General features: G+C 55.8%; 21 protein-coding genes and 1 pseudogene. 15 read left to right on the plus strand and 7 right to left on the minus strand.

What is annotated here, in order from left to right; all coding sequences use genetic code 11:
* Both ACGYLQ_RS17360 and ACGYLQ_RS17365 read right to left on the minus strand, forming a co-directional pair.
* Window positions 1–1,423: TolC family outer membrane protein (locus ACGYLQ_RS17360; RefSeq protein WP_394444118.1), on the minus strand; the 1,423-nt coding region annotated here is incomplete at its 3' end.
* Between the two features lie 526 nt (window positions 1,424–1,949).
* Window positions 1,950–3,380 carry a glycosyltransferase family 4 protein gene (locus tag ACGYLQ_RS17365; protein ID WP_394444119.1) on the minus strand — a complete coding sequence of 477 codons (1,431 nt, stop codon included), beginning with the start codon at window positions 3,378–3,380 and terminating at the stop codon, window positions 1,950–1,952.
* A gap of 121 nt (window positions 3,381–3,501) precedes the next feature.
* On the opposite strand from ACGYLQ_RS17365, the gene ACGYLQ_RS17370 reads away from it, so the two are divergent.
* The 4 genes from ACGYLQ_RS17370 (at window position 3,502) to ACGYLQ_RS17385 (ending at window position 7,988) form a co-directional block, all read left to right on the plus strand.
* On the plus strand, window positions 3,502–4,782 hold the full coding sequence (locus ACGYLQ_RS17370) for a glycosyltransferase (protein ID WP_394444120.1): 1,281 nt from the start codon (window positions 3,502–3,504) through the stop codon (window positions 4,780–4,782).
* An 8-nt stretch (window positions 4,783–4,790) separates the two neighbouring features.
* Window positions 4,791–6,617 (plus strand): ABC transporter ATP-binding protein, encoded by a 1,827-nt coding sequence (locus ACGYLQ_RS17375; protein WP_394444122.1) that lies wholly within the window; start codon window positions 4,791–4,793, stop codon window positions 6,615–6,617.
* A 36-nt stretch (window positions 6,618–6,653) separates the two neighbouring features.
* A complete protein-coding gene (locus ACGYLQ_RS17380; RefSeq protein ID WP_394444123.1) occupies window positions 6,654–7,067 on the plus strand; it encodes a c-type cytochrome in 414 nt (137 codons plus the stop codon).
* Between the two features lie 432 nt (window positions 7,068–7,499).
* Window positions 7,500–7,988 carry an acyloxyacyl hydrolase gene (locus tag ACGYLQ_RS17385; protein ID WP_394444125.1) on the plus strand — a complete coding sequence of 163 codons (489 nt, stop codon included), beginning with the start codon at window positions 7,500–7,502 and terminating at the stop codon, window positions 7,986–7,988.
* A gap of 642 nt (window positions 7,989–8,630) precedes the next feature.
* On the opposite strand, the pseudogene ACGYLQ_RS17390 reads toward ACGYLQ_RS17385, so the two are convergent.
* Window positions 8,631–9,044, minus strand: a pseudogene (locus ACGYLQ_RS17390) (ATP-binding protein); the annotation flags it as partial.
* Between the two features lie 264 nt (window positions 9,045–9,308).
* Between ACGYLQ_RS17390 and ACGYLQ_RS17395 the strand changes: the two are divergent.
* The 11 genes from ACGYLQ_RS17395 (at window position 9,309) to ACGYLQ_RS17445 (ending at window position 20,126) form a co-directional block, all read left to right on the plus strand.
* Complete coding sequence (locus ACGYLQ_RS17395) at window positions 9,309–10,037, plus strand: ABC transporter ATP-binding protein (RefSeq protein WP_394444126.1); 729 nt, start codon at window positions 9,309–9,311, stop codon at window positions 10,035–10,037.
* The gene (locus ACGYLQ_RS17400) at window positions 10,030–10,746 is read left to right on the plus strand and encodes an ABC transporter ATP-binding protein (RefSeq protein ID WP_394444128.1); all 717 of its coding nucleotides are present in this window, start codon (window positions 10,030–10,032) and stop codon (window positions 10,744–10,746) included. Before ACGYLQ_RS17395 ends, ACGYLQ_RS17400 begins: the two co-directional genes overlap by 8 nt.
* Window positions 10,743–11,612 carry a branched-chain amino acid ABC transporter permease gene (locus ACGYLQ_RS17405; RefSeq protein WP_394444129.1) on the plus strand — a complete coding sequence of 290 codons (870 nt, stop codon included), beginning with the start codon at window positions 10,743–10,745 and terminating at the stop codon, window positions 11,610–11,612. Before ACGYLQ_RS17400 ends, ACGYLQ_RS17405 begins: the two co-directional genes overlap by 4 nt.
* A gap of 3 nt (window positions 11,613–11,615) precedes the next feature.
* Window positions 11,616–12,599 carry a branched-chain amino acid ABC transporter permease gene (locus ACGYLQ_RS17410; RefSeq protein ID WP_394444131.1) on the plus strand — a complete coding sequence of 328 codons (984 nt, stop codon included), beginning with the start codon at window positions 11,616–11,618 and terminating at the stop codon, window positions 12,597–12,599.
* A 69-nt stretch (window positions 12,600–12,668) separates the two neighbouring features.
* Entirely contained in the window at window positions 12,669–13,895 is a 1,227-nt protein-coding gene (locus ACGYLQ_RS17415) for an ABC transporter substrate-binding protein (protein ID WP_394444133.1), read from the plus strand.
* 56 nt (window positions 13,896–13,951) lie between these two features.
* Window positions 13,952–14,764, plus strand: coding sequence for a FadR/GntR family transcriptional regulator (locus ACGYLQ_RS17420; protein ID WP_394444135.1), 813 nt, complete (start codon window positions 13,952–13,954; stop codon window positions 14,762–14,764).
* On the plus strand, window positions 14,765–15,427 hold the full coding sequence (locus ACGYLQ_RS17425) for an FMN-binding negative transcriptional regulator (RefSeq protein WP_394444136.1): 663 nt from the start codon (window positions 14,765–14,767) through the stop codon (window positions 15,425–15,427).
* Entirely contained in the window at window positions 15,420–16,340 is a 921-nt protein-coding gene (locus ACGYLQ_RS17430) for an acetamidase/formamidase family protein (RefSeq protein WP_394444137.1), read from the plus strand. Before ACGYLQ_RS17425 ends, ACGYLQ_RS17430 begins: the two co-directional genes overlap by 8 nt.
* A complete protein-coding gene (gene hisC / locus ACGYLQ_RS17435) occupies window positions 16,337–17,464 on the plus strand; it encodes a histidinol-phosphate transaminase (RefSeq protein ID WP_394444138.1) in 1,128 nt (375 codons plus the stop codon). The genes ACGYLQ_RS17430 and hisC overlap by 4 nt, the downstream gene beginning before the upstream one ends.
* 200 nt (window positions 17,465–17,664) lie before the next feature.
* A complete protein-coding gene (locus ACGYLQ_RS17440) occupies window positions 17,665–18,477 on the plus strand; it encodes an alpha/beta hydrolase (protein ID WP_394444139.1) in 813 nt (270 codons plus the stop codon).
* The gene (locus ACGYLQ_RS17445) at window positions 18,474–20,126 is read left to right on the plus strand and encodes a M20/M25/M40 family metallo-hydrolase (RefSeq protein WP_394444141.1); all 1,653 of its coding nucleotides are present in this window, start codon (window positions 18,474–18,476) and stop codon (window positions 20,124–20,126) included. Before ACGYLQ_RS17440 ends, ACGYLQ_RS17445 begins: the two co-directional genes overlap by 4 nt.
* Window positions 20,127–21,745: 1,619 nt before the next feature.
* On the opposite strand, the gene ACGYLQ_RS17450 is transcribed toward ACGYLQ_RS17445, so the two are convergent.
* The 4 genes from ACGYLQ_RS17450 to ACGYLQ_RS17465 form a co-directional block, all read right to left on the minus strand.
* Window positions 21,746–23,191: a mannose-1-phosphate guanylyltransferase/mannose-6-phosphate isomerase gene (locus ACGYLQ_RS17450; RefSeq protein WP_394403775.1), complete on the minus strand. Its 1,446-nt coding sequence runs from the start codon at window positions 23,189–23,191 to the stop codon at window positions 21,746–21,748.
* 327 nt (window positions 23,192–23,518) lie between these two features.
* Window positions 23,519–23,713 (minus strand): type II toxin-antitoxin system HicA family toxin, encoded by a 195-nt coding sequence (locus ACGYLQ_RS17455; RefSeq protein WP_394403772.1) that lies wholly within the window; start codon window positions 23,711–23,713, stop codon window positions 23,519–23,521.
* The gene (locus tag ACGYLQ_RS17460; RefSeq protein WP_322346583.1) at window positions 23,713–23,961 is read right to left on the minus strand and encodes a DUF1902 domain-containing protein; all 249 of its coding nucleotides are present in this window, start codon (window positions 23,959–23,961) and stop codon (window positions 23,713–23,715) included. The genes ACGYLQ_RS17455 and ACGYLQ_RS17460 overlap by 1 nt, the downstream gene beginning before the upstream one ends.
* Before the next feature lie 411 nt (window positions 23,962–24,372).
* Window positions 24,373–25,263: a hypothetical protein gene (locus ACGYLQ_RS17465; protein WP_394444142.1), complete on the minus strand. Its 891-nt coding sequence runs from the start codon at window positions 25,261–25,263 to the stop codon at window positions 24,373–24,375.
* Window positions 25,264–25,378 lie beyond the last annotated feature (115 nt).

The raw sequence follows: 25,378 nt of genomic DNA on the forward strand, positions 1-25,378 counted from the left end.
CTCCCCACAAAACAAAGAAGCCTCTGAATCGCAGATCAAGCGCTAAGCTGTAAGTGTGGGAGCGGCGCACCGCATACAGTTTATAATAAGCGGCCGCGTCATAAAGCTGTACAGGCAAGCGTAGGTCAGCTGCGGTCAGACGTCCTGTTGATGCGAGCACGGCATAGGCTGCGATATAGAGGTTCGCGCGGGCTGTAACACGGGTGGATTGCGCATCCAGCAACACCTGCTCCGCATCCAAGACATCAATCGTGGTACGTGCGCCCAGCTTTGCCTCTTCGCGCACACCTTCAAAGGCCGCGCGCGCCGCACGTATCTGACGGTCAGACGCTTCAAGCTGGGCACGGGCCGAGGCCAAAGACGCATAGGCGTTTCCGACTTCTTGAACGACTTCTCTACTGACCACATGAAGATTGGCACGCTGTGCATCCTCCTGCGCCATAGCGCGGCGAACCGCAGAAGAGAGCGCCCCACCTTGATAGATTGTTTGACCGGCCTCCACGCCAATGCTGCCGCTTCTGCTGTAGCGCTTGCTATCAAAGGTTTCAGATATGCCATAACTGCCTTGCAGTGTGACACGCGGGGACATCGAGGCTTCGTTCGATTTGACCGCCAATCGTGCAGCCGCGACCTGATGTTGCGCGGCGAGAACGGTAGGATGCTGGCGTACAGCAAGAGCTTTGGCCGCATCCAAATTGCCGTCAATATTCGGCAACTGAGGCGGAGGAACGAGGTTGCCGGGCTTTCGACCGACAACATTGCGATATTCCTCTACAGCCTGCATCAATGCCCCTTCGGCACCAGCAAGCCCGCTACGGGCTTCGGCCAATTGAGCTTGGGCAATTGCAATATCGGTGCTCGTCACCTCGCCTACATCAAAACGGTCCCGCGCGGCCTGAAGCTCTTGAGTTAGAAGGCGCAGGTTATTGTTACGTAAAGCCACAGCATCGGAAGCTTCAATGACGCCCATGTAGGCTGCAACCGCGCGAAGAAGCACGCGCTGCTCAATATCAAGCAACGTCTGACGGGTCGCCAAAACGGTTTCTTTGGTCGCCTCGACCCGGTACTGGCTTGCGCCAAAATCGTAGAGCAAAAGCTCCCCAATCAGGTTAATCGAAGCCGTAAGACTGTCTGTCGATTGCGCAGGAGCCAAGCTCGACGCGCGCGTAGAGCCAAAGTTTTGCGTGAGCCCCCCTGCCCATCTCAATACCGGTTTTAGGGCAGCTTTGGCACTGGCCACATCTTCATCAGCGGCGCGCAACAGTGCACGGTTTTGATCTAAAAGCCCCGAGGTCTCATATGCCCCAACCAAAGCATCTGCTAACGTTTCCGCTAAGGCCTGTCGCGGTAAAAACACCGCAAAGGCAAGCGGGATCGCAACGACGACACCGCGCAGGGACCTGCTGAAATGCGTTAGGTTCATTGTTTGCCTCATTTTATATATGCACCATCGATTTCACGAGCAGCTGGGACGTCAGTCAGTAAAGCTCTTTTTGTTCACCAAGGGTCAGGAACGTTACAAACGCAAGTTTTGCGCAGTACCACCTGTTGGGAGCAATCGTCTTGGGTATGATGCGGGTATTTTTGAGATACATGACACATTAGAGGTGCTTTTGCCATACGAGAAACCTCTGTGCGCACTGCGCCAGAGCAGGGGCATCACACGACATCATTCCTTTTGCGCAGATAGCCTTCGGGCCGTGGGTTTGAGAAGAAGGCATAATGCGCGTCTCGCCTAAAGTCCGTCACAGCTCTCCGAACGCATCCTTGAAGGTGAGGCCAAGGGCCGGACGATTAGGGTTTTCGATACATGCGTCAGTAAACAAAGATGCTGCGATCGATACCGAAGTTGGTGAGCATGCCGATCGGCGCGCCCGATTTCCAGTATGTATAGCGACCCTGCTACGATAGGCTTCTATAGATCGCAGCGTGACAGCCACGCGGGAATCTCAACTGGGGCCTTTGTTTAGAACTGTCTCGACATCCTGAGCGACATCATCCCATGTCCTAAGAGACGTGGCGCTGATCTTTTGCTCCAACTCACGACGATAGTTGGGATCTGCGATCAACTTATAACAGGCATCATAAATGCTGCTAATGGAATGCGCATCACAGTAGGCGACCATATCGCCTCCCACCTCAGGCATCGACGAATTTTGGGCCACAACCGCTGTTTTGCCAAATGATAAGCTTTCGCCGATCGGCAAGCCCCACCCCTCGTAGAAGCTCACAGTCGCTGTAAAAAGACAGTTTTCATACAGGAAGCCGAGTTCTGTATCACTGGGGCCTTCGGCGAACTGAACCCAGCCTCCTAAGTTACCAGTTGCCTCCATTAGCGCTTCGAAGTCATCGTTGTACCACCCTCGCTTGCCCGCAAAGATGAGGCGCGGAACATTGAGTTCAGGGGTCTGAGCCAAACGCTGCCAAGCTTGCGCAAGGGACCAAAGGTTCTTACGGGATTCCATTGTGCCAACGACCAACACATATGGCATCTTCGTTAGGTTCAACACGGAGTGCCGCACCCCGTCCAAGCTGCTCAGCCGAGATTGAATAGGCTTTGCAGGATCGCTTACCCGGTTGGAATGCACCACGCTAAACTTTTGGGCCAAGGGGACAACGTCAATGGGCCGCTGACGCCCGACCTCATCCATAAAGCGCTGAAGATCCTGTGCGGTGTTCTGAGAGTTTGCAATAAACCGGTCGCAATACCTGATAGAGGCTTCGAGCCAGTGAAAGAATGCCCCTGAAAAATCCGCAGCGATATGTTCCTTGGCGATCAGAGGGATCAGGTCGTGGACCAATTGGTGGATGGCTATACCGTGGTCATCTTTCAAACCTTGAAGAGCCTGCTCCAGCCCATCTATATCCCAAATCGCGCCCAAAATGACGAGTTGATCGCCCGCCTTGACCGTCTGGCTCAGATTGGATGGTTCGATTTCCTGATTTGCTTTGGCCTGCACAGGGATTGAGCGCTCTTTGAACGCATTCCATGCTTCAAGGCTCGACCCTTTTCGAGCGAAGTATCGCTCATGACCACGGGCCGCATGATAGGCGCGCACCATATAGTGCAGCCAGTATTTCACAGGTTTGTTGCGATACCGGACCAAGGTCGGAGCAGCATCACTTTGTCGACGCGCTCTCTTGCCAAAGAAGACCTCCCCCAAGTCATCTGCGGAGAACTCTTCCATCCCACTGATAAAGCTGGATTCTACAGCAACATACGCGCGACGCCGGCGATCCCAGTAGCTTAGCCGGACATTATCCGCACCCAAACGTGCCACCATGCGGCGTATCACTTCAAAAGAAACCCTTTGAATGCCTGAGACAGTGGTTTCCTTCTCTATGTAGAGAAGAATATCAGTCACGTCGAAATAGTACATGTTCAAGCTCTTCTTCGGCCCTGTCCCGCAAGCCCCAAAAAGGCTAAAGCTGCGCGTTATCCATGCTCATTGACGAACATTTCCATGTTCCTCAACCCCAGTCACGATGTTAAGAGGACGTATGAGCCCCATATACTATGACCTTTCAGAACAGTTTCTCTCTTCTGGCATAAAATTTCGGTACTACGGCATCGCGCGCACGGTCATGGAAGTGGGCTATGAGCTCGCTTGCTCGTCAGCGGATGTGCGCTTTGTCATATTCTCGCCAGCCCATGATCGCTTCTTTGAGGTCACCCCACGTATCGGGGCCCAATCTCCAACAGGAGCTTGTGACCCTGACATCTCCCATGAGGCTAAGCCATTACGTTTGCGCTATAGTTTCCCCCAGCCTCATCCGGTACGAGATGCGCTTTATCCACTGTTTCGCACCATCGTAAAGCGCATTTGCCTTAAGAAATGGAACCGTGCGGTTCCCCCAGGAAGCCTGCGTGAGGTCGATTTGTCAGATCAAATCCTGGTCTCGTTAGGACGGCCTAAAATGATGGGCGATTATCTGGTGGCGATGGATCGGCAGAATATACGTCCACGGTTTTTCCCTCTCGTTCACGACATGATACCTTTGCATGAGTTCGCACATCCTCGGCAAAGCATGTTTGCGCGCAACTTCGCTCACGACAATGGGATTGTCATCCGTCACGCTGAAAAGGTGATGACCAACTCCGTTTTCACCAAATCCGAGCTTGAGCACTTTGCCGCCTCAGGGCACCTACCTGCCCTACCGTCCTTAGAGCCGGTGCTTTTGCCGCATGAACTGCGCGAAACAAACGAAGACGTGGAAGTCAGCCCGCCCCAAACCCCCTACATTTTGGGGGTTGGGGTGATGACCGGCCGCAAGAATCTCGAGTGCGTTTTACAGGCCATGTTACACTTGCATAACACTGGTCGTCCTGTCCCCACCTTCGTTTTAGCTGGTGCTCATAGAAAGCGAACTGTCACATACCTAGACAGCCCCGAGCTTGCACCAATCAAAGACAAGGTTCAGATCATACTCGACCCGAACCAAGCCAGCTTGAGAATGCTTTACAGCAAAGCGCTTGCCTTGGTGATCCCCAGCCATATGGAAGGCTTTGGTTTGCCGCTTGGCGAGGCGCTGTGGTTGGGAACACCGGGGCTTGCCGCAGATGTTCCTGCGTTGCGAGAAGTGGGAGGAGAACTCGCGGAATATTTTGACCCTTCAGACCACACCGCTTTGGCTGCTTTGATCGACAAAATGCACAGCGATCCCGTCGCCCATGCCGCGCTAAAGGCAAAGATACAGCAAAGTCACGCTTCCTTGCGCACTTGGAAAGACGTCGCAGCAGATGTGATTGCTACGGTATCCCCGCCTAATACAGGCGCATAAGGTCCATCATGTCAGAAGAAGATCATACCGCTTCTGCCCCGGCAGATACGACTAAAGCTGCTTTGCGGAAACGCAAAGAGCGTGTGCCGCTTTTTAATGATCAAGACAAAGACAACATCTCTTGGTTCTGGACGAAGTACCTAAAGCAGCGCGCCCCCTGGTTAGGGCTCGTCATGGTGATGATCCTTATTCAAGGGTTTGCCTATCAACAGTTTATCTCGCTGACGGAGAGTGGTCTGCGGGTGATCTTCGATGACGGTCGTGTTTCAGGCCTAATCAAAGTGTGCGGTATGGTACTGGCGATCTTCTCCATACGCGCTGTAATGTCATACTGGGTGCCCCGGCTTTCTGCATGGTTGGCCAGTGATGCGGTGTTCAAAATGCGCCGAGATCTCATTGATCACCTGATGACATTAGACTTGGCGTTTTTTGAGCGGACGAAGTCGGGCGACATCATTTTGAAACTCGTCAATCAGGCCCAGGACCTCTCAGGCTTTATCGGCCAGACCACAGTCAACGCCGTCCGGGATACGGTCACGATCATTGCCGTCTCAGGGTACCTGATCTGGAAGAACCCGGCTCTTTTTGCACTGGTCATCATTGTGATGCCCACCATCACAATTGTGGTTCGGCGTATTTCTCAGGGCATTAAAGGCACACAAGCCACCGCGGAAAATGCCATGGGCAACTACATGTCGGGCATCGAAGAGATGACCAATGGCATGCGCACGGTCAAAATATCGAACCAAGAGCCGGTAGAGAAAGCACGGCTCAATAAAGCCACCGGTGAGATCAAAGATCTCACCATCCGTCTGCAGAAGCTACAGGCGATGATGAGCCCCACAGTCGATATTCTCGCGGCCATCATCTACGTCTTAATCATCGGCGTAGGCGGATATATGGCCTTGAGCCCCTCCTTTGAGATGGATGGCGCCGGCATCATTGGCTTTATGATCGGCATGGCGCTGATCTTTGATCCAGCGCGCCGCCTCACCGCGTTCTTCGTTAGCATGCAAGCCAGCTTGATTATTCTAGACAGCCTGCGCTCGCTCTACCGCGAGCTGCCGACAATCACCAATGCGCCCGAGGCTAAAGAGGTCTTTGATCCCACAGGAGACATCGTCCTTGACGATGTAACGTTCCAGTATTCCGAAAAGCACCCGTTGTTCCGCAATGTGAACATGACGTTCGAAGGCGGGAAGGTGACAGCTATTGTCGGAGCGACAGGCTCAGGCAAAACATCGGTTCTAAGCCTGATTGCCCGCCTATACGATGTAAGTGACGGTGTGGTGACCATTGGCGGCACTGCGGTCAAAGATCTGCGCATCGACAAGCTGCGGCAATCGTTTTCTGTCGTCGCCCAAGACATTGTTATCTTTAACAGTTCGATCTACGAAAACATTAAGTACGTGCGCCCCGACGCCCCGGAGGATGAGATCTGGCGCGCTGCAGAACTTGTGGGCATCGATCAACTCATGCGCGACCGGGGTGATGCCCCCTTAGGGCCTAAGGGCTCTCAGCTTTCGGGTGGCCAGAAACAACGCATTGCCATCGCTCGCGCGTTTTTGCGCTCCGCACCTATCCTATTGCTTGATGAAGCCACCTCCGCGCTTGATCAGCGGACCGAGGAAAGGGTCCGCGGCGCGATCCAAGAGCTTTCAAAAGACAAAACCACGATCATGGTCGCTCACCGCCTTTCTACCGTAACCCATGCAGATCATATCTATGTGCTGGATGAGGGAACCGTGGTCGAAGAAGGCACGCACGCACAACTCATGGAGCAAGAAGGTCTCTATGCCGCTATGTTCAACGCGCAGCGTAGCAGTTACGGTTGAAGCGCTTGACTTGCACCGACACCGAGAGGAACCGATATGCCACCCCTTAAACTTCCCCTATTCTCAGTGGCAGCACTTGGCATTGTGGTGGCGGCCTGCACAGCGCCTTCAATGCCCGAAGCGCCAGATGGGGCCAAATTCTATGTGGAAAACTGCGTTGCGTGTCATGGCATGTCCGCAAAAGGCGATGGTCCCCTGGCATCAACGCTCGATACCGTGCCAACGGATTTGACACTTCTTGCCCGCAAGAATGGGGGCAGCTTCCCGCGCGCGCGGGCTCTGAGCTATGTCTATGGCCACCCCGAGCAACGCGAATTGGCGCGCGATATGCCGCAATTCGGCGGGGCTATGGCACATGATACGGTACCGGTTGAGATCAATGGTATCCTTACACCCACTCCACGTGAACTCGCGGGGTTACTGGTCTATTTGGAAAGCATCCAGCGATAGGGGTCTTGGGCTGGAACAAGCTGCGTAAGCCTTAAGCGCTCGGCCGGATGCGAGACACGCCACCCTTTTGCACAAAATGCGCAAGCATTGGGGGGCAAAATCAGAGCTCTACGTCGATTGAACTGCTCGCAGTTGTGCTCTTGCATTCACATCAAGTTTTTGACTGTCTGCCGCATCCTCCTATAAACCTTGCTCCATAATGCGTAGTCGTCAGCCAGCTTCCATTTTGCGCGGTGATTAGGTAAGCTACCGGGCATAGATGGTCAATTTGCGGCGTGTCGCCTAGCCTCCTGTCACAGCCGCGGGGACATACAGTGTCGCATACAAACAACTATAACCGGGCCTTTGTAAGAAACGGATAAGTTTATCTATATCGTCCAGCGACTTACCCGTAGCTGTAGTCTTGCACCTCTTCGAACCTAGGCCTCCTTCATGCAGCATTTGACCACCGCCCTATTCCTTATGCTTTCGACCTCTGCTGCATATAGCAGCGAAGTGATACTTGGCTTGGGCCTAGATGACGTACTGGAGCATACCAACACTTCAGCCCCTGCTATTGTCGCAGAGTATCACGCCTCCCCCTTCTTTGAAGGACGCCAAGCCGCTTATTCTTATGCGGTCGCGGCACAGATCGACAACGACCGGGACATCTTCATTGGCGCAGGCCTATCTGCGCAATGGCAGTTGAACGATAGCCCTTGGTTCATTGAAGGCAGCTTCATGCCAGGGTTTTACACCAAAGGCACCGATGGGACGCCCCTCAATGGGAAAGTGCAGTTCCGGACACTGATCGGATTGGGGTACAAGCTGAATGATACCAGCCGCGTATCGCTGGCACTCGACCACAAATCCAATGCCCGCCTTAAAAGTCCGAACCCCGGATCAGAAACCCTAGCGATCCGCTACCACCATAGCTTTTAAGTTATGTGGGCCTCAGCTCACGCCTGTAAGTCCAAGCCCTGCTTTTAGCCGCGCCGCTTTACGCGGGTCATTCTCCGCAGCACTTAACCACGCTTCACAGCCCGCCACGACATCCTCGCAGAAGTGACATATCGCCAGTTGAAGAACCCCGCCCTTATGGGTGCAATGGTCCTCTGACTTCGATGTAAAGCAATACCGATCCAGAATGTAGGTGCGGCCATGCGCCGACCCAGCATCTACATCCTGATAGAGCACGGCACATTTTAGAACATAGCAATCAGAGCCCGACAGAAACCTACGCGCCCCCGACAAAAGACCTGTCCGGTACTTCTCACCCACCCATCGATCAAACCACTTGGCGTACCTTTGCCGCGCCTCGATCTCAGGGGTTTCAATTGCGCTGGCCATTTCGGGGAGAGTAAGAGCAAGACACAGAGCAGCAGGCCAGTTTGCGGCACCTATACACTGCTGAAGAGAGGCGAGATATACTCGCACAGGGGCCTCTGTCAACGGCGGAGTAAAATTCGGCCATTGTGGCGGAGCAAAAGTCGGCCAGTTTGGGGCGAGCGCCTTGGAGCGTGCAGCCCTCATATAGCAAGCCCGGTCCAAGGCGCATTGGCCGTCAGGCCAATTCTGTGAGGTTCATTTGTTAGCGGCGACGAGGCGGGCGCGGCTTTGATTGAGGCGGTAGCTTTCGCCGTTCATTTCGAGGATGTTGACGTGGTGTGTCAGCCGGTCCAGCAGCGCTCCGGTCAGGCGTTCGGTGCCGAAGGTTTCGGTCCACTCCTCGAAGGGCAGGTTGCTTGTGATCAGGGTCGACCCTCGCTCGTAGCGCTGTGAGATCAGCTCGAACAGAAGCTCGGCGCCGGTTTTGCTCAAGGGGACGAATCCCAGCTCGTCGATGATCAGCAGTTTGACCTTGGCGAGTTTGCGCTGGAGTTGCAGGAAGCGTTTTTCGTCGCGGGCCTCCATCATCTCGTGCACGAGGGCTGCGGCGGTCACGAAGGCGACAGGCAATCCTTTCTGGCAGGCAGCCAGTCCCAGCCCGAGGGCGAGTAGAACTCCAGCCTACCCACTTACCCCAAAGAAATCGCGCAGCGGTATCACGCAGGCATTCCTGTGCCTGCCTCAAAACTTCAGCTTCAAGAAGATGACTAGGAGACGGAAGAGAAGCCGATCATTCGCAATATGAAGAAGCCGTAACCACCCACCCCATCGGCCGCACAAAAAAAATGCATTTATTATATTTATTACTATTAATTATTGCGCCATAGCATCTCGGTCGTGCATGCTCGGCCTCAAGCAACGTCTGGAGTGCCGATGACAGGAAACTTGTTGGAAGTCAGTCAAGCGACCGTCCAGTTTGGCGGAGTAGTCGCGCTTGATCATGTCGATCTTACCGTAAAGGAAGGTCAAACCATGGCTATTCTCGGCCCGAACGGCGCCGGGAAAACCACCCTTTTCAATGTGGTGGCCGGAGTAGTGCCGCCATCTCAAGGAACTATCCGATTAGGCGGTACAGACGTAACGAAAGCCACATCCAGCCTTCGGAGCGCCAATGGCATCGCGCGGACATTTCAGATCACGCAGCCTTTCAGCGGGCTGACGGTGATTGAGAACGTGATGGTGGCTATCGTGTCGCGGGGGCACAGCATGTCTGCGGCTCACGAAGAAGCGGCCGAGTACGTCGAGTTTGTTGGGCTGGGCGCAAAGCTTAACGAGCCCGCGCGCACGCTCAGCACCGGGCAGCGAAAACGTTTGGAGCTTGCACGCGCCTTGGCGACAAAACCCCGTTTACTTCTTCTCGACGAAGTCACCGGCGGCGTGGATCGGCCCAGCATTCCGCAGATCCTCGATCTAATCAGACGATTGCGTGAAGAGCGTGGGATCACCGTTTTGGTCGTTGAACACAACATGGAGGTGCTCTTCGGCCTTGCCGATAAAGCAATTTTCCTCAATCGCGGAAAAGTTCTCGTAACAGGCACCATGCAGGAGGTCGCCGAACACGAGGCCGTCCGTAGCATCTATTTAGGAGACCGCGATGCTTGAGTTGGAAGGCATCAATGTACACTACGGATCAACCCAGGTCCTTTGGGACGTGTCGATGTCTGTCGGACGTGGCGAGATCGTCTCTGTAATGGGGCCGAATGGATCGGGCAAAAGCACGGTTTTGAAAGCCGCCATGGGCCTGAAGAAAGCATCATCGGGCGCAGTCATTCTAAATGGCACAGACCTGCAGGGTAAATCCGCGACGATGCGACCGCGTCAGGGCATGAGCATCGTGCTGGAGCGCCGCCGTCTTTTCCCGCGGATGAGCGTCCGCGAAAACATTCTTCTTGGCGCCTTTACACGGCCCCACAAGGACGCACGCGAAGCATTTGACGAGGTTCTGGACACGCTTCCGGAACTTAAGCCTCATCTGAACGCCACCGCCGGAAAGCTGAGCGGCGGACAGCAGCAGATGGTGGCAATCGCCCGGGGCCTGATGGCCAACCCACGCGTGCTGCTAATGGATGAGCCATTCCTAGGCTTGTCGCCGATCATGGTCAAAACCGTATCGGGCATCATGAAATCAATTAACGAAAGAGGGGTCGCCATTCTCTTTAACGAGCAGAATGCCAAGCTTTCCTTCGCGCTAAGCCACAGGGGTTACCTGCTAGAAAGTGGTCGCGTGGTGCTGAGCGGATCAGGTGAAGAGATGCTGGAGCACCCTGAAGTGAAACGTGTCTACCTGGGTGTCGGAGCAGCAACGAAATGAGTAGCTTAATCGAAATTATCCTAAACGGACTGATAACAGGGTCGATCTATGCCTTGGTGGGTTCCGGTATCGCGCTGGTCTACGGCACGACCCGGGTTCTGAATTTCGCCCATGGCGAGTTGATCATGATCGCCGGTTACCTCGTTCTCTTCTTCGCAGTGACTCTTGAGATGAACGTGTTGCTTGCCTCAGCACTCACACTGGTGCTCGTCGGTGGGATCGGTGCACTGATCCAACGGGCTACCATCGCGCCGCTACTGGCGCGCAACGACTGGGCCTTTCAGGTCATCGCCGCCACTATCGGTCTGTCGATCGCACTGCAAAGTGCCGCCCAGCTTGTCTGGGGCGAACAGTTTCGCACGTTGCCCTATTTCTTCAACGGGGTCGCGGCAATCGGCGACATACGGATGCCTTGGCAGCGGCTCGCCATCCTGGGCATCGCGGTACTGATCATGGGCATCTGCGCCTTCCTGCTATACCGGACCCCCCTGGGCAGGATGGTCCGGGCCACCGCGCAGGACGCAGAAGCGGCGCTGGCCGTAGGCATCCCGTCTGGACTAGTGCACACTGCGGTCTTCTCGATCTCGGCCGTCTTGGCCGGCGCCGGTGCGATCCTGCTTTCACCGCTTGTGACCGTGAACCCTTGGATGGGCGTGGCCTACATCCTCAAGGGGTTTGCGGTGGTAATTCTTGGCGGTCTGGGTTCCTTCGGGGGCGCTGTCGCAGCGGGCTTCCTGCTTGGGATGATCGAATCCGTGGGTGTGGCCTTTGCGCCAACAGAATGGCGGGACGTCATCGCGTTCACATTCCTTATCATCGTCATCTGGTTTCGGCCGAACGGCCTATTTGCTGGAAGGGAGGGCTAATCCATGCTCGAAGTATTTGGGCGCCGCCCGTATCTGGTACTGCTTGGGATTGCGGCTTTCCTCTTTGTCATGCCGTTCCTGCCGCTGAACGATTATATCCTTCACATCCTCACGATCTTTCTAATTTTCGCTGTCTTTGCCAGCGGCTGGAACCTGACGCTGGGAATGCTGGGCCTGAAGACATTGGGACATCATGCCTTTTTTGCGATCGGCGCCTATATCTCAGCCATTGTCGCCTATTACGGCGGTGTTAGTCCCTGGCTGACGATCTGGATCGGCGCAATGACCGCCGCCGTGGCGGGGATCATTATCGGATTTCCGATCCTTCGCATCCGTTCGATGCCACATGTCGCGATCGTCACCCTCGCTTTTGCCGAAATCGTAAGACTAATTTTTTCCAACCTTAAGGAAATCACGCGCGGCGAGTTGGGGTTCTGGGGCATTCCGCCGTTCGACCCCATACAAATCGGTGAGACCACGCTACGCTTTGGCATCGGCAACGCGGTCGGATCTTATATTCTGGCGGCTGTCTTCTTCCTCGCAGTTCACATCGCATTGCTGGTCCTCCTGACCTCGCGAACTGGTTTGACCTTCTTCGCCATTCGCGATGCCGAAGCTGCGGCGGAAAGCTTGGGCGTACATCTGTCTCGGTGGAAAATTTTCGCCTTTGCCCTGAGTGCAGGCGTGGTCGGGCTCAGCGGTGCGATCTACGCGCACTATGTCATGATACTAACGCCGATTTCGGTCGCTGGACCCGAAATGCTAATCACACTTCTCGCGATGATTATCGTCGGCGGAGTCGGACGTTTCTTCGGTCCCATCTATGGCGCCCTTCTTCTTACCGCAGCGTCCGAGCTGCTGCGGGAATTCGGCGATTTCCGCATGCTTCTTTACGGTGTCGGAATCATCTTTTTCGTCTTCGTCGCGCCGCAGGGACTGGCCGCCCTGAAGCTCAAACAGCGACGCGGAACCACGTCTCGGACATGAGCGGACCCCACCAAAAAGAAGCCCGCCGTCTTGGCCAACTTACTTAGTCCTTCCTACTGGAGATAGAACATGACCATTACGACCAGGAAAAAACTCACGGCAGCGATCCTCTCTGCCGCATTCGCCAGCGGAGCAGCAACCCTTGCGACCGCAGAAGAGGTAACGATCGGTGTCATCGGACCGATGACCGGCCCTGCCGCGAACACTGGCGCCGCCCATCGTCAGGGCATGGAGCTTGCGGTGAAAGAATGGAATGCTGGCACGGCGGAGTCGGTCACAGACAATCCACCAACCGCAACCCTCGTGTTCGAGGATTCCAACTCCAAGCCGGAGGTCGGCATCAGTGCAGCTCAGCGCCTGATGACGCAGGATTCCGTCGATATGATCATTGGCGACACATTGCACAGCCACGTCACCATGGCACTGATGGAGATGGCCCCTCAATACGGGGTGCCAATCCTAAGTGCCGAGCCGGTATCCTCGGCCATTGCTGACAAGGTGCTCTCGGACCCGGAACGTTACGAGTATTACTGGAAGGGAAATTACAACAGTGACGGCTACGGCCAAGCGGTGCACGGGTTCTACCAGTGGGCCTTCGAGCATGACGTGATCGAGGAAGGCAACAAGCAGATTGCCTTTGTAGTCGAAGATACCGACTACGGCCTCGCCAACGCGGAACAAATTGGAAAGCTGTTTGAAGAAGACGGCTGGGAGGTGATTGCCACCGAAACCACCCCAACGGGAACGACCGATTTCTATCCGCAACTCTCTAAACTACGCGGCCTTGCGCCCGACGTCCTAATTTCTGTGTTCACACTTGCAAACTCGGGCACATCCTTCGTTCGCCAATTAGACGAGCAAGCGTTGGATGCCTCGCACCTTGCCATCTTTTACCCAACCCGTCCTGAGTTCATGGAAGTGGCTCCCGAAATCGCTGACGGTCTAATTTGGGCAGCACTTCAGTTCAGCCCCGAAATCACGCCAGCCCATCAGGAATTCAGCGATCGCATCAAGGCCGAGTTCGACGCCCCGGCAAACTACAGCCATGCGCACGCCTATTGCACAATGCTCGTGGCCTTGCGGGCGGTCGATGCGGCGGGCACGACCGAAGCCGCCGCTATTTCCAAAGAGATCGGCAAAACAGATTACGAGTGTCTGATCGGTCGGATGCAGTTTGGCGAAGATCATACAGTGCGCTCGGGTGCCGATACAATCCCGGTGCCGGTTGCGCAGATGCAAAACGGTCAGAACCAGATTATCTGGCCTGAAAATGTCGCGACCGCCGAAGCAAAGTAATATCAAAGCCGGGGGCCAATGGCCCCCGGCGCAATTCGAATAAGGGTAGGACTATCATGACAGAAACGCATGACGGGGAGGAAAGGAGGCATTCGCACAGATTAAGCCACCTTCTTACGCGAACACCCAAACGGTCGTCGGTCATTGCAGGTGAAATCCGCTCTTGGATCATTACCAAAGGACTTGAACCCGGGGACAGCCTACCCGTCGAAAAAGAAATGATCGCGGCATTCGGCGCCAGTCGAGCCACCATCCGCGAAGCCTTGAAAGAACTAGAAGTACAAGGGTTGGTGCGAATGAAGACAGGCCCCCAAGGCGGGCCGATCGTCACCGGCAGCAGCGCGCTCGAGTCGATACAGGCTGTGCAAAACTTCTGCTACTTCGAAAAAGTGACAATTGACGACATTTACGAGCTGCGTTCCACAATCGAAGTTCAACTCATGTACTCGGTCGTCGGGCACATCGACGAGGAAACCTTTGATCGGCTCGACGCGCAAATCGAACTCTCGGCGAAACCTGCGCATGACGAGCGCAGCCGCCGCCGCCAGCGCGAGGCCGAGTTCGAATTTCACACAATCATTGCCAGCTGCGTTCCGAACCGGCTGTTGCTTCTGATGATCGAGGTCATCGTGGGAATCCTCGTCAATGCCACGGCGCGTGAAAGCGCCGCCCATGAGCTGCACGGGGAATGGTCCCGCGAGAACAGCCGCTATCATGCCGATATCGTCGCGGCCCTGCGCAAGGAAGACGCGGAAACGGCAGCTCGCCTGATGCGCGAGCACATGGAGATCGCGCATCGTCATCTCAAACTAATGTATGGCGACCTTTCGCTCGAAGCTATCGCGCTGACTGCGCCAGAGAGAAACTGAATGTACACACCCGCCCCCTTCTCCGAAACGCGGCCTGATCGCATTCTCGGCCTCATAGAGGCGTATAATTTCGCCACCCTCGTACATGCGGACGGCACCGATGTCTCGCTGACCCACGCTCCGGTGTTCCTCAGCGACCCCGAGCGGGCCGCAAACGCCACACAGGTCGACGGTTCAACATTGGAGTTGCATCTCGCCCGCGCCAATGCCATCTGCCACCGTCTTGAACAGTTGCCGAAACTGACCGTCGCGATCCTAGGGCCGTCGAGCTACATCACGCCAAGCTGGTATGAGACGCCCGGCGTCGTCCCGACCTGGAACTACGCGGCCCTCCACCTGCATTGCGAGGTCCAATCCTTTACCGATCCAGAACGTCTTCATGCACTGTTCGACCGCACGGCACGCGCCCACGAACCCAGCGTAGGCGGCAACTGGAACCGCGACGGTGATCGCCAACAAATGGTAGACAGCCTTATTCACGGCGTTGTTGGCTACCAGCTTACTGTCACCTCGCACGAAGCAATCTTTAAGATGAGCCAGAACAAGTCCAGAGCTGATCGCTCAAACGTCATTGCCGGTCTTGCTGGCCTTGGGCGCGATGCGACGCGAGACGTCGCGGCGATGATGGCGGCCTACAGTCAAGAAAGGGATTCTAATGTCTGAGACTCCGATACACCTCGACCGGGATATCGTGGCCTACCACTGCGGCAAGGACGTCGCGCCTCGCGTCACCGTCACTTCAGGCAGTCTGGTCACAGTGGCGACACATGACGCGCGAAGCGGCAAGTTAAAGCGGCCCGAAGACGTGATACCCACGGCCCCTGATTTCGACGCGCCCGGTCATCCCAAGACGAACCCAGTGACCGGCCCTATAGCCGTCGAAGGCGCCGAGCCGGGCGATGCGCTGGCCGTCACGATCCTGGACATCACGCTTGACGCCGAAGGGTTCATCATCGCCCGGCCCGAATGGGGCGTGGTCAAGAACAGCGTGCCACATCAAGTTGCCAAAATGCTGCCCGTTGATGGCAATGCCGTGATCTTCGACAATGCCCTGCGTATCCCGCTAAGGCCTAATATCGGCACTATAGGCACCGCTCCGGCCGGAGAGGGAGTCAGCAGCATCTATTGTGGCGCTCACGGCGGGAACATGGATTCCAACGCCGTATGCGTGGGCACAACCGTGCACTTGCCGGTCAACGTCGATCTCGGCCTATTGTTCATCGGCGATGTCCACGCGGTGATGAGCGATTCTGAAGCCGTCGGTACGGGCTGCGAGATCGGTGCGACGGTGACCGTGAAGATCGAACTTGTAAAAGGCGCCGGACGGGCCTGGCCCTGGATGGAAACCGACACTAAGATCATCAGCTACGGCGCGGCGCCCGAATACGCCGACGCTGCCGCCATCGCCATGCACGAGATGATCGACATGGTAAGCGCTCGCCATGCTCTGGATAAGGCCGACGCGTTCATGCTGATTGGACTGGCGGGAGATCTGCGGGTGAACCAGTCCTGCAATTCGCCTATCGACATTAGCGTCAGAGTAGAATTCCCAAAACATCTGGCAGCAGCTCAATGAGTGGAACAGACCCCCTAGAAGGCCTTGTTCGACCCGAACTTCTGGCTCTGGCCGATTACAACGCCGGTATATCGCTTGAGAAGATGCGTAGCGAGCTGGGGCTGGAGCGCGTGGTTAAGCTCGACAGCAATGAGAATCCGCTTTCCTGTTCGCCACGGGTGGCCCCTGCCATCGCGGCGCTGCAGCCGGGCATATTTCGCTATCCTGATCGCGAAGAGTTGCGCCTGAGAGAAATGCTATCAAAGGATTTGGGGGTTACGAGCAACCAGTTGGCCTTTACCGCTGGGTCCGAGGACCTTGTTTCGATCCTGTTTCGCATGGTGCTGCGCCCGAACGACGAGGTGGTGACCGTAATTCCCGCCTTTGGGCTCTACGAGATCTGCGCGCAGCATGCCTCGGCGATGCCGCGCAAGATCCCCTTCACTGCAGATTGGCGCTTTCCCGTTGAAGAGATCGCCAAAGCCCTTTCCAAACATCCGCGGGTGTTCGTACTCTGCTCTCCATGTAATCCGGTCGGCGTCTCCATTACGTTGGACCAATTTGATCAGGTGCTGAATGCCGCCCACCCGGATACCCTGATCGTTCTGGACGAAGCCTATGGCGAATTTGTCAAAGATTCAGAACGCGGGTGCCTTTTCGAACGACTGAAACAACACAACGGTCCGTGGATCGCCCTCCGCACCTTTTCGAAGGCCTACGGCTTGGCGGGCCTGCGCATTGGTTATGGCATCACCTTTCATTCTGCCCTGGCAGAGGCCATCTACAAGGTGCGCTCCCCCTTCAATGTCAGCGCACCCGCACTTGCCGGTGCCGAAGCAGCCTATGGTGATCAGTCCCATGTCGCAGCGACCCGAGATTTTGTTTCGCGGGAGCGACAGCGCGTCGCCAACGCCTTGCGCGACATGGGGCTGCCTCCTGCCCCGTCTGACGGCAACTTTCTGTTCTTCGACTGCGGTCGGCCGGCACGAACCCTCGCGCAGCGGTTGCGGCAAAAGGGGGTACTGATCAAGGCTTGGACAGAAGCAGGCTATGAGAACCATGCCCGCGTCACCATCGGTAATATCGAAGATAACAACAGCTTCCTGTCCGCGCTTCGCGAGGCGTTGGACGGAGGGGCGGAATGACAAAGCGTACGGCGCGGCCCTCCCAGGATGTCCCCGCGTCTTGCGATCCTTTCGCAACGTTGGACCCTAATATCGCAACCTTTGTACGGCAGATGACACAAGATGCCGCCGCCCACCCCCGGCGTGACAGGGTGCCGATAAAACAGGCCCGCGAGATTTCTGAGGATGTGCGTAAGCGCTGGACTGCGGGGGGCCCAACCATGGCAGAGGTCGTGGATCACGCCGTGCCGACGCGCCACGGTGATCTACCCATACGGCTTTACCGCCCGACCGACAGGGCGATGGGACCTGCACTGGTCTATCTACCGGGCGGAGGGTGGACGCTGTTTAGCATCGACACCCATGACCGGCTGATGCGCGAATACGCTGCCCTTACTGGCATGGTCGTAGTGGGGCTGGATTACAGCCGCGCACCCGAAGCGAAGTTTCCTCGAGCCATTGAGGAAATCTGCGATGCCACGGTGTGGCTCACCATCGCGGGCCCCGACCTCGGGCTCGATCCTAATGCGCTTGTGATTGGGGGGGACTCTGCGGGAGCGAACCTTGCCGTTGCGGTCTCGTTACACCTTAGAGACGAAGGGCAGGAAACGTATCGCGGCATGATACTAAACTATGGCGTCTTCGACCCAGGTTCACTCCGCGAATCCGGGGTTCTCTTCGGAGCCGGTGATCTGCCACTCTCAAGCCACTTAATGCAGTGGTTCACATGGCAATACATACGGTCGGAAGCGGACCTGAGCGATCCCCGCCTGCGGGTTCTGAGCGCGGATCTTGCCGCCTTGCCTCCCGCCATGATGGTAGTGGCCGATCATGACATTTTGCGGGACGAAAACCTCGAGATGGCGCGCGCCCTGAAAACCGCAGGCGTTTCTGTCAATCTCAACGTCTACCCTGGCACAGTGCACAGCTTTCTCGAAGCTATGTCCATCGCGCCGATAGCGGACCAGGCACTTAGGGACACCGCCCACTGGCTCCAAGATCTAACGGCTCTAGGTAAGGGAATATTCCAATGAAGCCTAATCTGCCCGAAACACCCCTCGGACAAAAAGCGTTCGCCCATACCCAAAGGATGGTGGCCTGCCGCAGTGTCAACGGTACCAGCGGCGAGACAAGCTTTCCCGAAGAGCTGCGTGCGATGCTTATGGGCATCGATTATTTCGCCGCCCGGCCGGACCACATCTATGAAGGTGACGTACCCGGAACTCCGCATGGCCGCCGCAACATCCTTGCGTTGCTCAAGGGCAATGGCTCCCGGACTGTGGTTCTGACCGGGCATTTCGACACGGTAGGGGTCGACGATTACGGCGTGTTGCGTGACGTGGCCACCAATCCGACCGTGCTTGCGGAACGCATCGTCGCACAGCTTGAAGACAGCGGCCGGTCCCCCGAGGCCCTGCAGGACATCCGATCAGGTGCATTCATTCCGGGGCGCGGCATGCTGGATATGAAGTCAGGGCTGGGCGCAGGGCTTGCTGTTCTCGAAGCCTTTGCCGCCGATCCCAATTTTGACGGCAACCTAATTTACCTTGCATCGCCGGACGAGGAAAACCAGTCAGCGGGAATGCGTGCTGCAGGTGGCCTTCTCAACCAGGTGGCCCAAGATCATAATTTGGACTACGTGTTACAGATCAACATGGATGCCCTGCAGGATGAAGGCGATGTGGCCCGGGCTCAGGCCGTGGGAACAGGATGCATAGGCAAACACCTCGTGACGGCCCTTGTCGTCGGGCAGGAGGCCCATGCCTGCTATCCATTGGACGGATTGAATGCGTTATTTCTGGCGTCGTCCCTGGTGCGGGAAATGGAATGCCACCCGGCCCTTGCAGAGGGCGGACACGGCGATGCGTCTGCCCCCCCTGTGGCGTTGGTGCAGAATGATTTGCGCACGCATTACGACATCACGACCCCCGCTAAGGCATGGTGCGCCTGGAACATGATCACTCGGAGACGTACCGCAGGGGATGTGCTATCGCAATGTACCGCTATTTGTGCGAAGGCACTCAGCGAAGCGGTGGCATTGCATGCTGCTCGGGTCGAGAAAATCGGTGCAACACCCCCGGACCGCGAAATCCCCATATACACTTTCAAAGAGCTAGAGGAACGGGCGGCGACTTCCGCATATTACGAGACGCAAAGAGAGACATTGGTTGCCCAGTTGAGAGAGCGTGAGGATCTGCCTATGCCAGCACGTGCGCGCCTGTTGGCTGAATTAGCATGGGATCACGCACAGCTTGCAGGCCCTGCCGTGGTCATTGGGTTCGGCGGGCTGTCATATCCTGCCGTTCCCCCCCTTGCTTCACGAGGGGCGCAAGGCTTGGTCGCCTCGGTCGAGCGAGCAACTGCTAAGGTATCCACCGCCCACGGTACACCAATCGGTATCCTCGACTGGCTTCCGATCGTAACGGACATGAGCTTTGCCGGACAGAATGATGCAGAAGGCTACCACGCCGCCGCACATAACAACCCACTATGGGGATGCGGCATCGAATGGGACGTCGACGGTTTTCCCCGCATGCCGGCAATCAATGCAGGTCCATGGGGCCGCGATTATCACCGAAGTCTTGAACGGGCCAACTTTAACTATGCATTCACGGTTCTGCCGGAATTGCTCTCCGAACTTGTCCATGAAAGCCTCAGACAGGATCAAACTGGTTCATCGTGAGACTATGTTCAGTTCCAGCGAGCGCCAGTTACCTTTTTGAGTAACGGGCTGGTCAGCTCACGCCTGTAAGTCCAAGCCCTGCTTTTAGCCGCGCCGCTTTACGCGGGTCATGCTCCGCAGCACTTAACCACGCTTCACAGCCCGCCACGACATCCTCGCAGAAGTGACATATCGCCAGTTGAAGAACCCCGCCCTTATGGGTGCAATGGTCCTCTGACTTCGATGTAAAGCAATACCGATCCAGAATATAGGTGCGGCCATGCGCCGACCCAGCATCTACATCCTGATAGAGCACGGCACGTTTTAGGGCGTAGCAATCAGAGCCCGACAGAAACCTACGCGCCCCCGACAAAAGACCTGTCCGGTACTTCTCACCCACCCATCGATCAAACCACTTGGCGTACCTATGCCGCGCCTCGATCTCAGGGGTTTCAATCGCGCTGGCCATTTCGGGGAGAGTAAGAGCAAGACACAGAGCAGCAGGCCAGTTTGCGGCACCTATACACTGCTGAAGAGAGGCGAGGTATACTCGCACAGGGGCCTCCTTACCGAGAATGTTTCTGCCCACATCTGGGACAGACCAAAGTGGCATCCACCCAGCTTTCACCATCCGCTTGGTAAAAACCATGGCCTAGTATCCAACAAATAGGGCGAAGCAGCCAGCTCTTTGCCCCTCGCGTGCGATCAGCTTCTTTCCAAGTTAGCCGGGCCACAATCTTCTCCCAAAATCAATCCAGCCTCGACACACTGAGAGCGCAGCACCAAATCGTCACGGGCTTACCCCCTCATTCAACGCCAACCTTCGCCCGATCTGCAAGCGCTCGGATCACAAGTGCTGCATCAGACATAATGCATCCAGCCAGACGGGGAGTGGATGAGATGTCCCTTATCCCCATCTGCTCAAGGCACTCTAGCACTTCTGATAGCATTTCGGGGTCCAATGGGGCTTCCCCAAGGGTCATCTCTTTATATTTTGGCACCTTGTCGTTCCTAGATGCTTTGGAATCAATACTGCGGGCCCAAAGAGGAACAGGTCACAAGCCTCTGCGGGCATAGTCCCAGATGGGCTTCAGTTCCCCCTTGGCTCGCTAAAAATTAAACTTGTATATTAGAGCCAGACAAAAAGTACTCGAACAACCCGTCAAAGAAGTGAACAAATGAAGTATATTGCTCTTGCGGCCATACTCCTAATTTCCGCCTGCACTCCCTATAAAAAAGGAGAGCTTCCAATGATGTATGATCCAGAAACCGATGAGATGCGGCCTTGCGACCACATCGGGATGCTCGGTGACTGCAAACACTACATGTGATGCCAAAAGCGCCAGATCAGATGGGCCGTCCTTCAAACTGCCCATTTCCGGTGCACACAATGATGTTGCCATTCTTCAAGGCCCGGACAAAAGCGCCCTGAACTTGGATGTACTTGCTAACTAAAATTGTTCGAACCATGGGAACCCCCTCCAAGGTAAAGGAGTTCAACCTATAGCCCCCGGTCCGATTTCAGTAAAGCCATTCCGCCTGCCAAAAAGAACGGCCTATAAAGCCGTGCGCTTAGAGGCCTAAACCAGCCTCCAAGCACACCTCTCTATCTCGTTTAGGCAAACCACTTAGAGCCGAAGTTAACCCTTTGCCCCCTGCCCGCGCGCATAAACATCTTCGTAACGAATGATGTCATCCTCCCCCAGATAGCTGCCGGTTTGTACTTCGATCAAAACCATCGGGACCTTGCCAGGGTTCTCCATACGGTGCGTTGCGCCCAACGGAATGTAGACAGACTCGTTTTCGCTTACGAGCTTCACCTCATCTCCAATGGTCACCCTTGCCGTACCCTCCACGACGATCCAGTGTTCCGAGCGATGATGATGGCTTTGCAAGCTCAAGGCCGCACCCGGGTGCACTGAAATCTTTTTAACTTGGAAGCGGCCGCCCACAACAAGGCTCTGGAACCAGCCCCAAGGCCGATAATCGCGCGGCAGCGTTTCCGCCTGCGCCACCCCTTTGGCCTTCAATGCAGCCACCGCTTTCTTAACGTCCTGAGCCCGATCTTTATGCGCGACCAGCACCGCGTCAGGCATCGCCACCGCAATGATGTCCTTCAGGCCAATACCAACCAGTTGTTGTTGTGGGTCCTCCGCGCGCAACAGGGTATCGTGACAATCAATCGCCGTCGCCGACGATGTTGTCACCACACCCGTTTCATCCGGTCCAGCCTCACGCCAAACAGCGTCCCAGCCGCCCAAATCAGACCAAGCGCCGCTGTAAGGAACCACGGTCAGGTTCTCAGCTTTTTCCATGATCGCATAGTCAATTGAATCATCGGCAACTTGTGCCCAAGCCTCCGGTGCCAGTCGCGTAAAGCCAAGATCCTGCTCAGACTGCTCCACTGAGAGACGCACTTGCGCGAGCATTTCAGGGGCATGGGCCTCAAAAGCAGCGATGATCGCTTTGACCGAAAATAGGAAAATACCTGCATTCCACAGATACTGTCCCCCCTTAAACATGACTTCCGCCGTCGCGAGATCAGGCTTTTCGACAAAACCCTTAAGCGGCTGCGGCACGGCATCAAAATCTGCGCTTGGTTGGCTCATCTCAAGCCACCCATAGCCCGTCTCTGGGCGGTCCGGGCGGATACCGAATGTAACAAGCTGACCGTCCTGCGCGGCAGAAGTTGCAGCCTGCACCGCCGCTCGGAAGGCTGCCGCGTCGGGGATCACATGATCTGACGGCGCAACCAACATCAGTGCCTCGGGAGCCCTGGCCTCCAGACTTAAAGCCGCGGCCAAGATTGCTGGCGCCGTATTGCGCCCCTCAGGCTCAATCAGAATGCCCGCAGGCGCAATCTCAACAGCCGCCAGTTGTTCGGTAACAACAAAACGAAAGTCAGCCCCCGTCAGGATCACCGGGGGCGCAAACCCCTCTCCGCTCAGCCGCTGCGCAGACGCTTGGAACAGGCTGCTGTCCCCCATCAACTTTGCGAACTGCTTTGGATAGCTCTTGCGCGATAGCGGCCAAAGCCGCGTCCCCGAGCCGCCAGCCAAAAGGATCGGGTGAACAACATGAGGCATAAAAATATCCTTGCGGGTCAAAAATGGACGGCATTCTGGTGTGCTCTTACCAGACCATAGATCTGGCACCCCAACACTTCCAGTGCGATCCAAATCATCGTGGGAATCTTAATGGGTCGCGACAGAGGCACCGGGAATACCACCCCAGTGGCGCAGCGTGAAGATACGCCCAACTTCATCGTTGATGCATCGGTGTTGGCTTCCGGTCGCCGAAAGCTTGCGGGGCAGGGCTACAGACAATTTTCAGGCGCCAGTAGGCACGTGCAAGCTGGCCGACCTCAAACGTCAAATTTCTCTGCCAACCCAATGGCGCGCGCGGCACAGAAATTAGGGGAGCTTTGGCAGACCTGCATCTTTGAGAATGCTGTTGGCCGTGTGTTTGCTGAGCATATTTCGCGGCACCGTCAAAGTAGGCCGGCTCTTATGCTTCCATTTTTCGTGGGATCCTTTCCCACCTTTTTTCATTTTATAGCCAGCAGATGCAAGCAACTCAACAACGTCGTTATAAAAGCCCTTGACCATTACGCAGCGGCAAACGAACCGTGACTTGGCGGCTGGAAGATAATGGACGATACCATATCAATCAGCGACTTCTTGGCTAAGTCTTGCTTGGTAACATGGTTATCCAACACCATCTGCGGCGCTAAATCTTCCATCAGTTCAATGAACTCGGCAATCGTAGCGGCCTCAATGTGGAGGCCTACGATGTCCGATTCAGAGTAGAACACCTTCGCGTCTTCATCCCACAAAGCTTTGACATAAAAGCGCATTTACAGTTCCTCGTCATAAGCTTTAGCCTTCTGCGCAGGCTGATCCAGAGCCAACATTACCTTTGACTCGTTGTTATGATATGGCGTGATGCAATCACTTAGACAAGACTTCACTAAAAAATGTGAACACTAATCATTCTACTGCCCATGAACCCAGGCACACATTCGTTTGGCCACAGCGCCCGAATAAACTGGCCTTTGTCCTGCCCCGCGGCTCTAATCCCCTCGCCCCGTCCATAACACAATGACCGCGCAGATGAGCACCCCTACTGTACTTTCTGTGCCCCCAAAGCGCGCAACGCAGGACTGATGGAGTAGCCGTCTCCTGACCATAAATCTGGTCCCCAACACTTCCAGTGCGATCCAAATCATCGTGGGAATCTCAAGGAAAGATTAAACAGTCCGCGGCACTCAACAGCGGCCTTGGAGGGCTGTTTTTGTCCACGACGGGCGCTCAGAATCCAACTCTCCTTCCCAGAGCGGGGCTGGACGCATAGCAGGCACAAGCGCAAATGGATCACGACAATAACGCGCTATGAAACGCTGTATATCTTCGCCCGCCCCTGCAGCGACATGCTCCCACGCCACCTCGCCAGAGAAGACGTTACCGCCAAACTTTGCGTAAGACCTCTCTAAGCGCAGCAAAGCGGAGGCTCCAACATCCTCAAAAACCAACAGCCGCGGGATATAGCCTGAGGCGTAGCTTTCAGAGGCCGCCAGCAAAGTATCCTTCCACCTCCAACTCTTGATAAACGCTTCCGTTACAGAGCTCCTAAACTGATAAACGTAAGGCCTTCGCAGACCTGACAGCATAGGCTCATCTTGCTCTCTTCTTGGAAGAGGTGCCGCGACGGGCAAAGCGTCACACCCCAGTGCGATCATGGCAACAGTCGCCTGCAGCCTTTGTATCTCGCTTCGCATCTGCTCTTTGAAATTCACAGGTGAGAGTAGCCCATCCTTACCTGCACCCGACCATGGGTTCAGTGCAGTTGCTTGCGATTTGAACTCCCGCACGGCATGCAAACAAAAGAGCAGCTCATCATAGCTTTCAATCTCGCAGCGCGCTTCTGCAGCCAAAGCGCGCCAGTCCACCCCGGCTAAAGGTTTCGAGAACCAGTTTGGTGGGATATTCCTAAGAGCCTGCTCAGGACGCGCTTGTTCGGGCAGATGCCGCAACTGCTTTGGCGCCAAAAACTCCACCTCCATCACAGCGACCAGATGTATCAATGTGTGATTAGCCTTATCGCGCATTGCTTTCGCATCTGCTGTCTCAGCACCGCGGTGCGCACGATAGTTCTCCATAGCAACTTCCTTTACTCGCTCAGCCGATCAACAAGGGGGCACACTTTTAGAACGATACACCCAAACGGTTAGGTGGCCGCAATCCGTACTGAACACGCGTAGCAATGGTTTATTG

Origin of the sequence: Sulfitobacter sp. 1A12779, assembly GCF_043557315.1 — a bacterium.
Taxonomy (GTDB): domain Bacteria; phylum Pseudomonadota; class Alphaproteobacteria; order Rhodobacterales; family Rhodobacteraceae; genus Sulfitobacter; species Sulfitobacter faviae.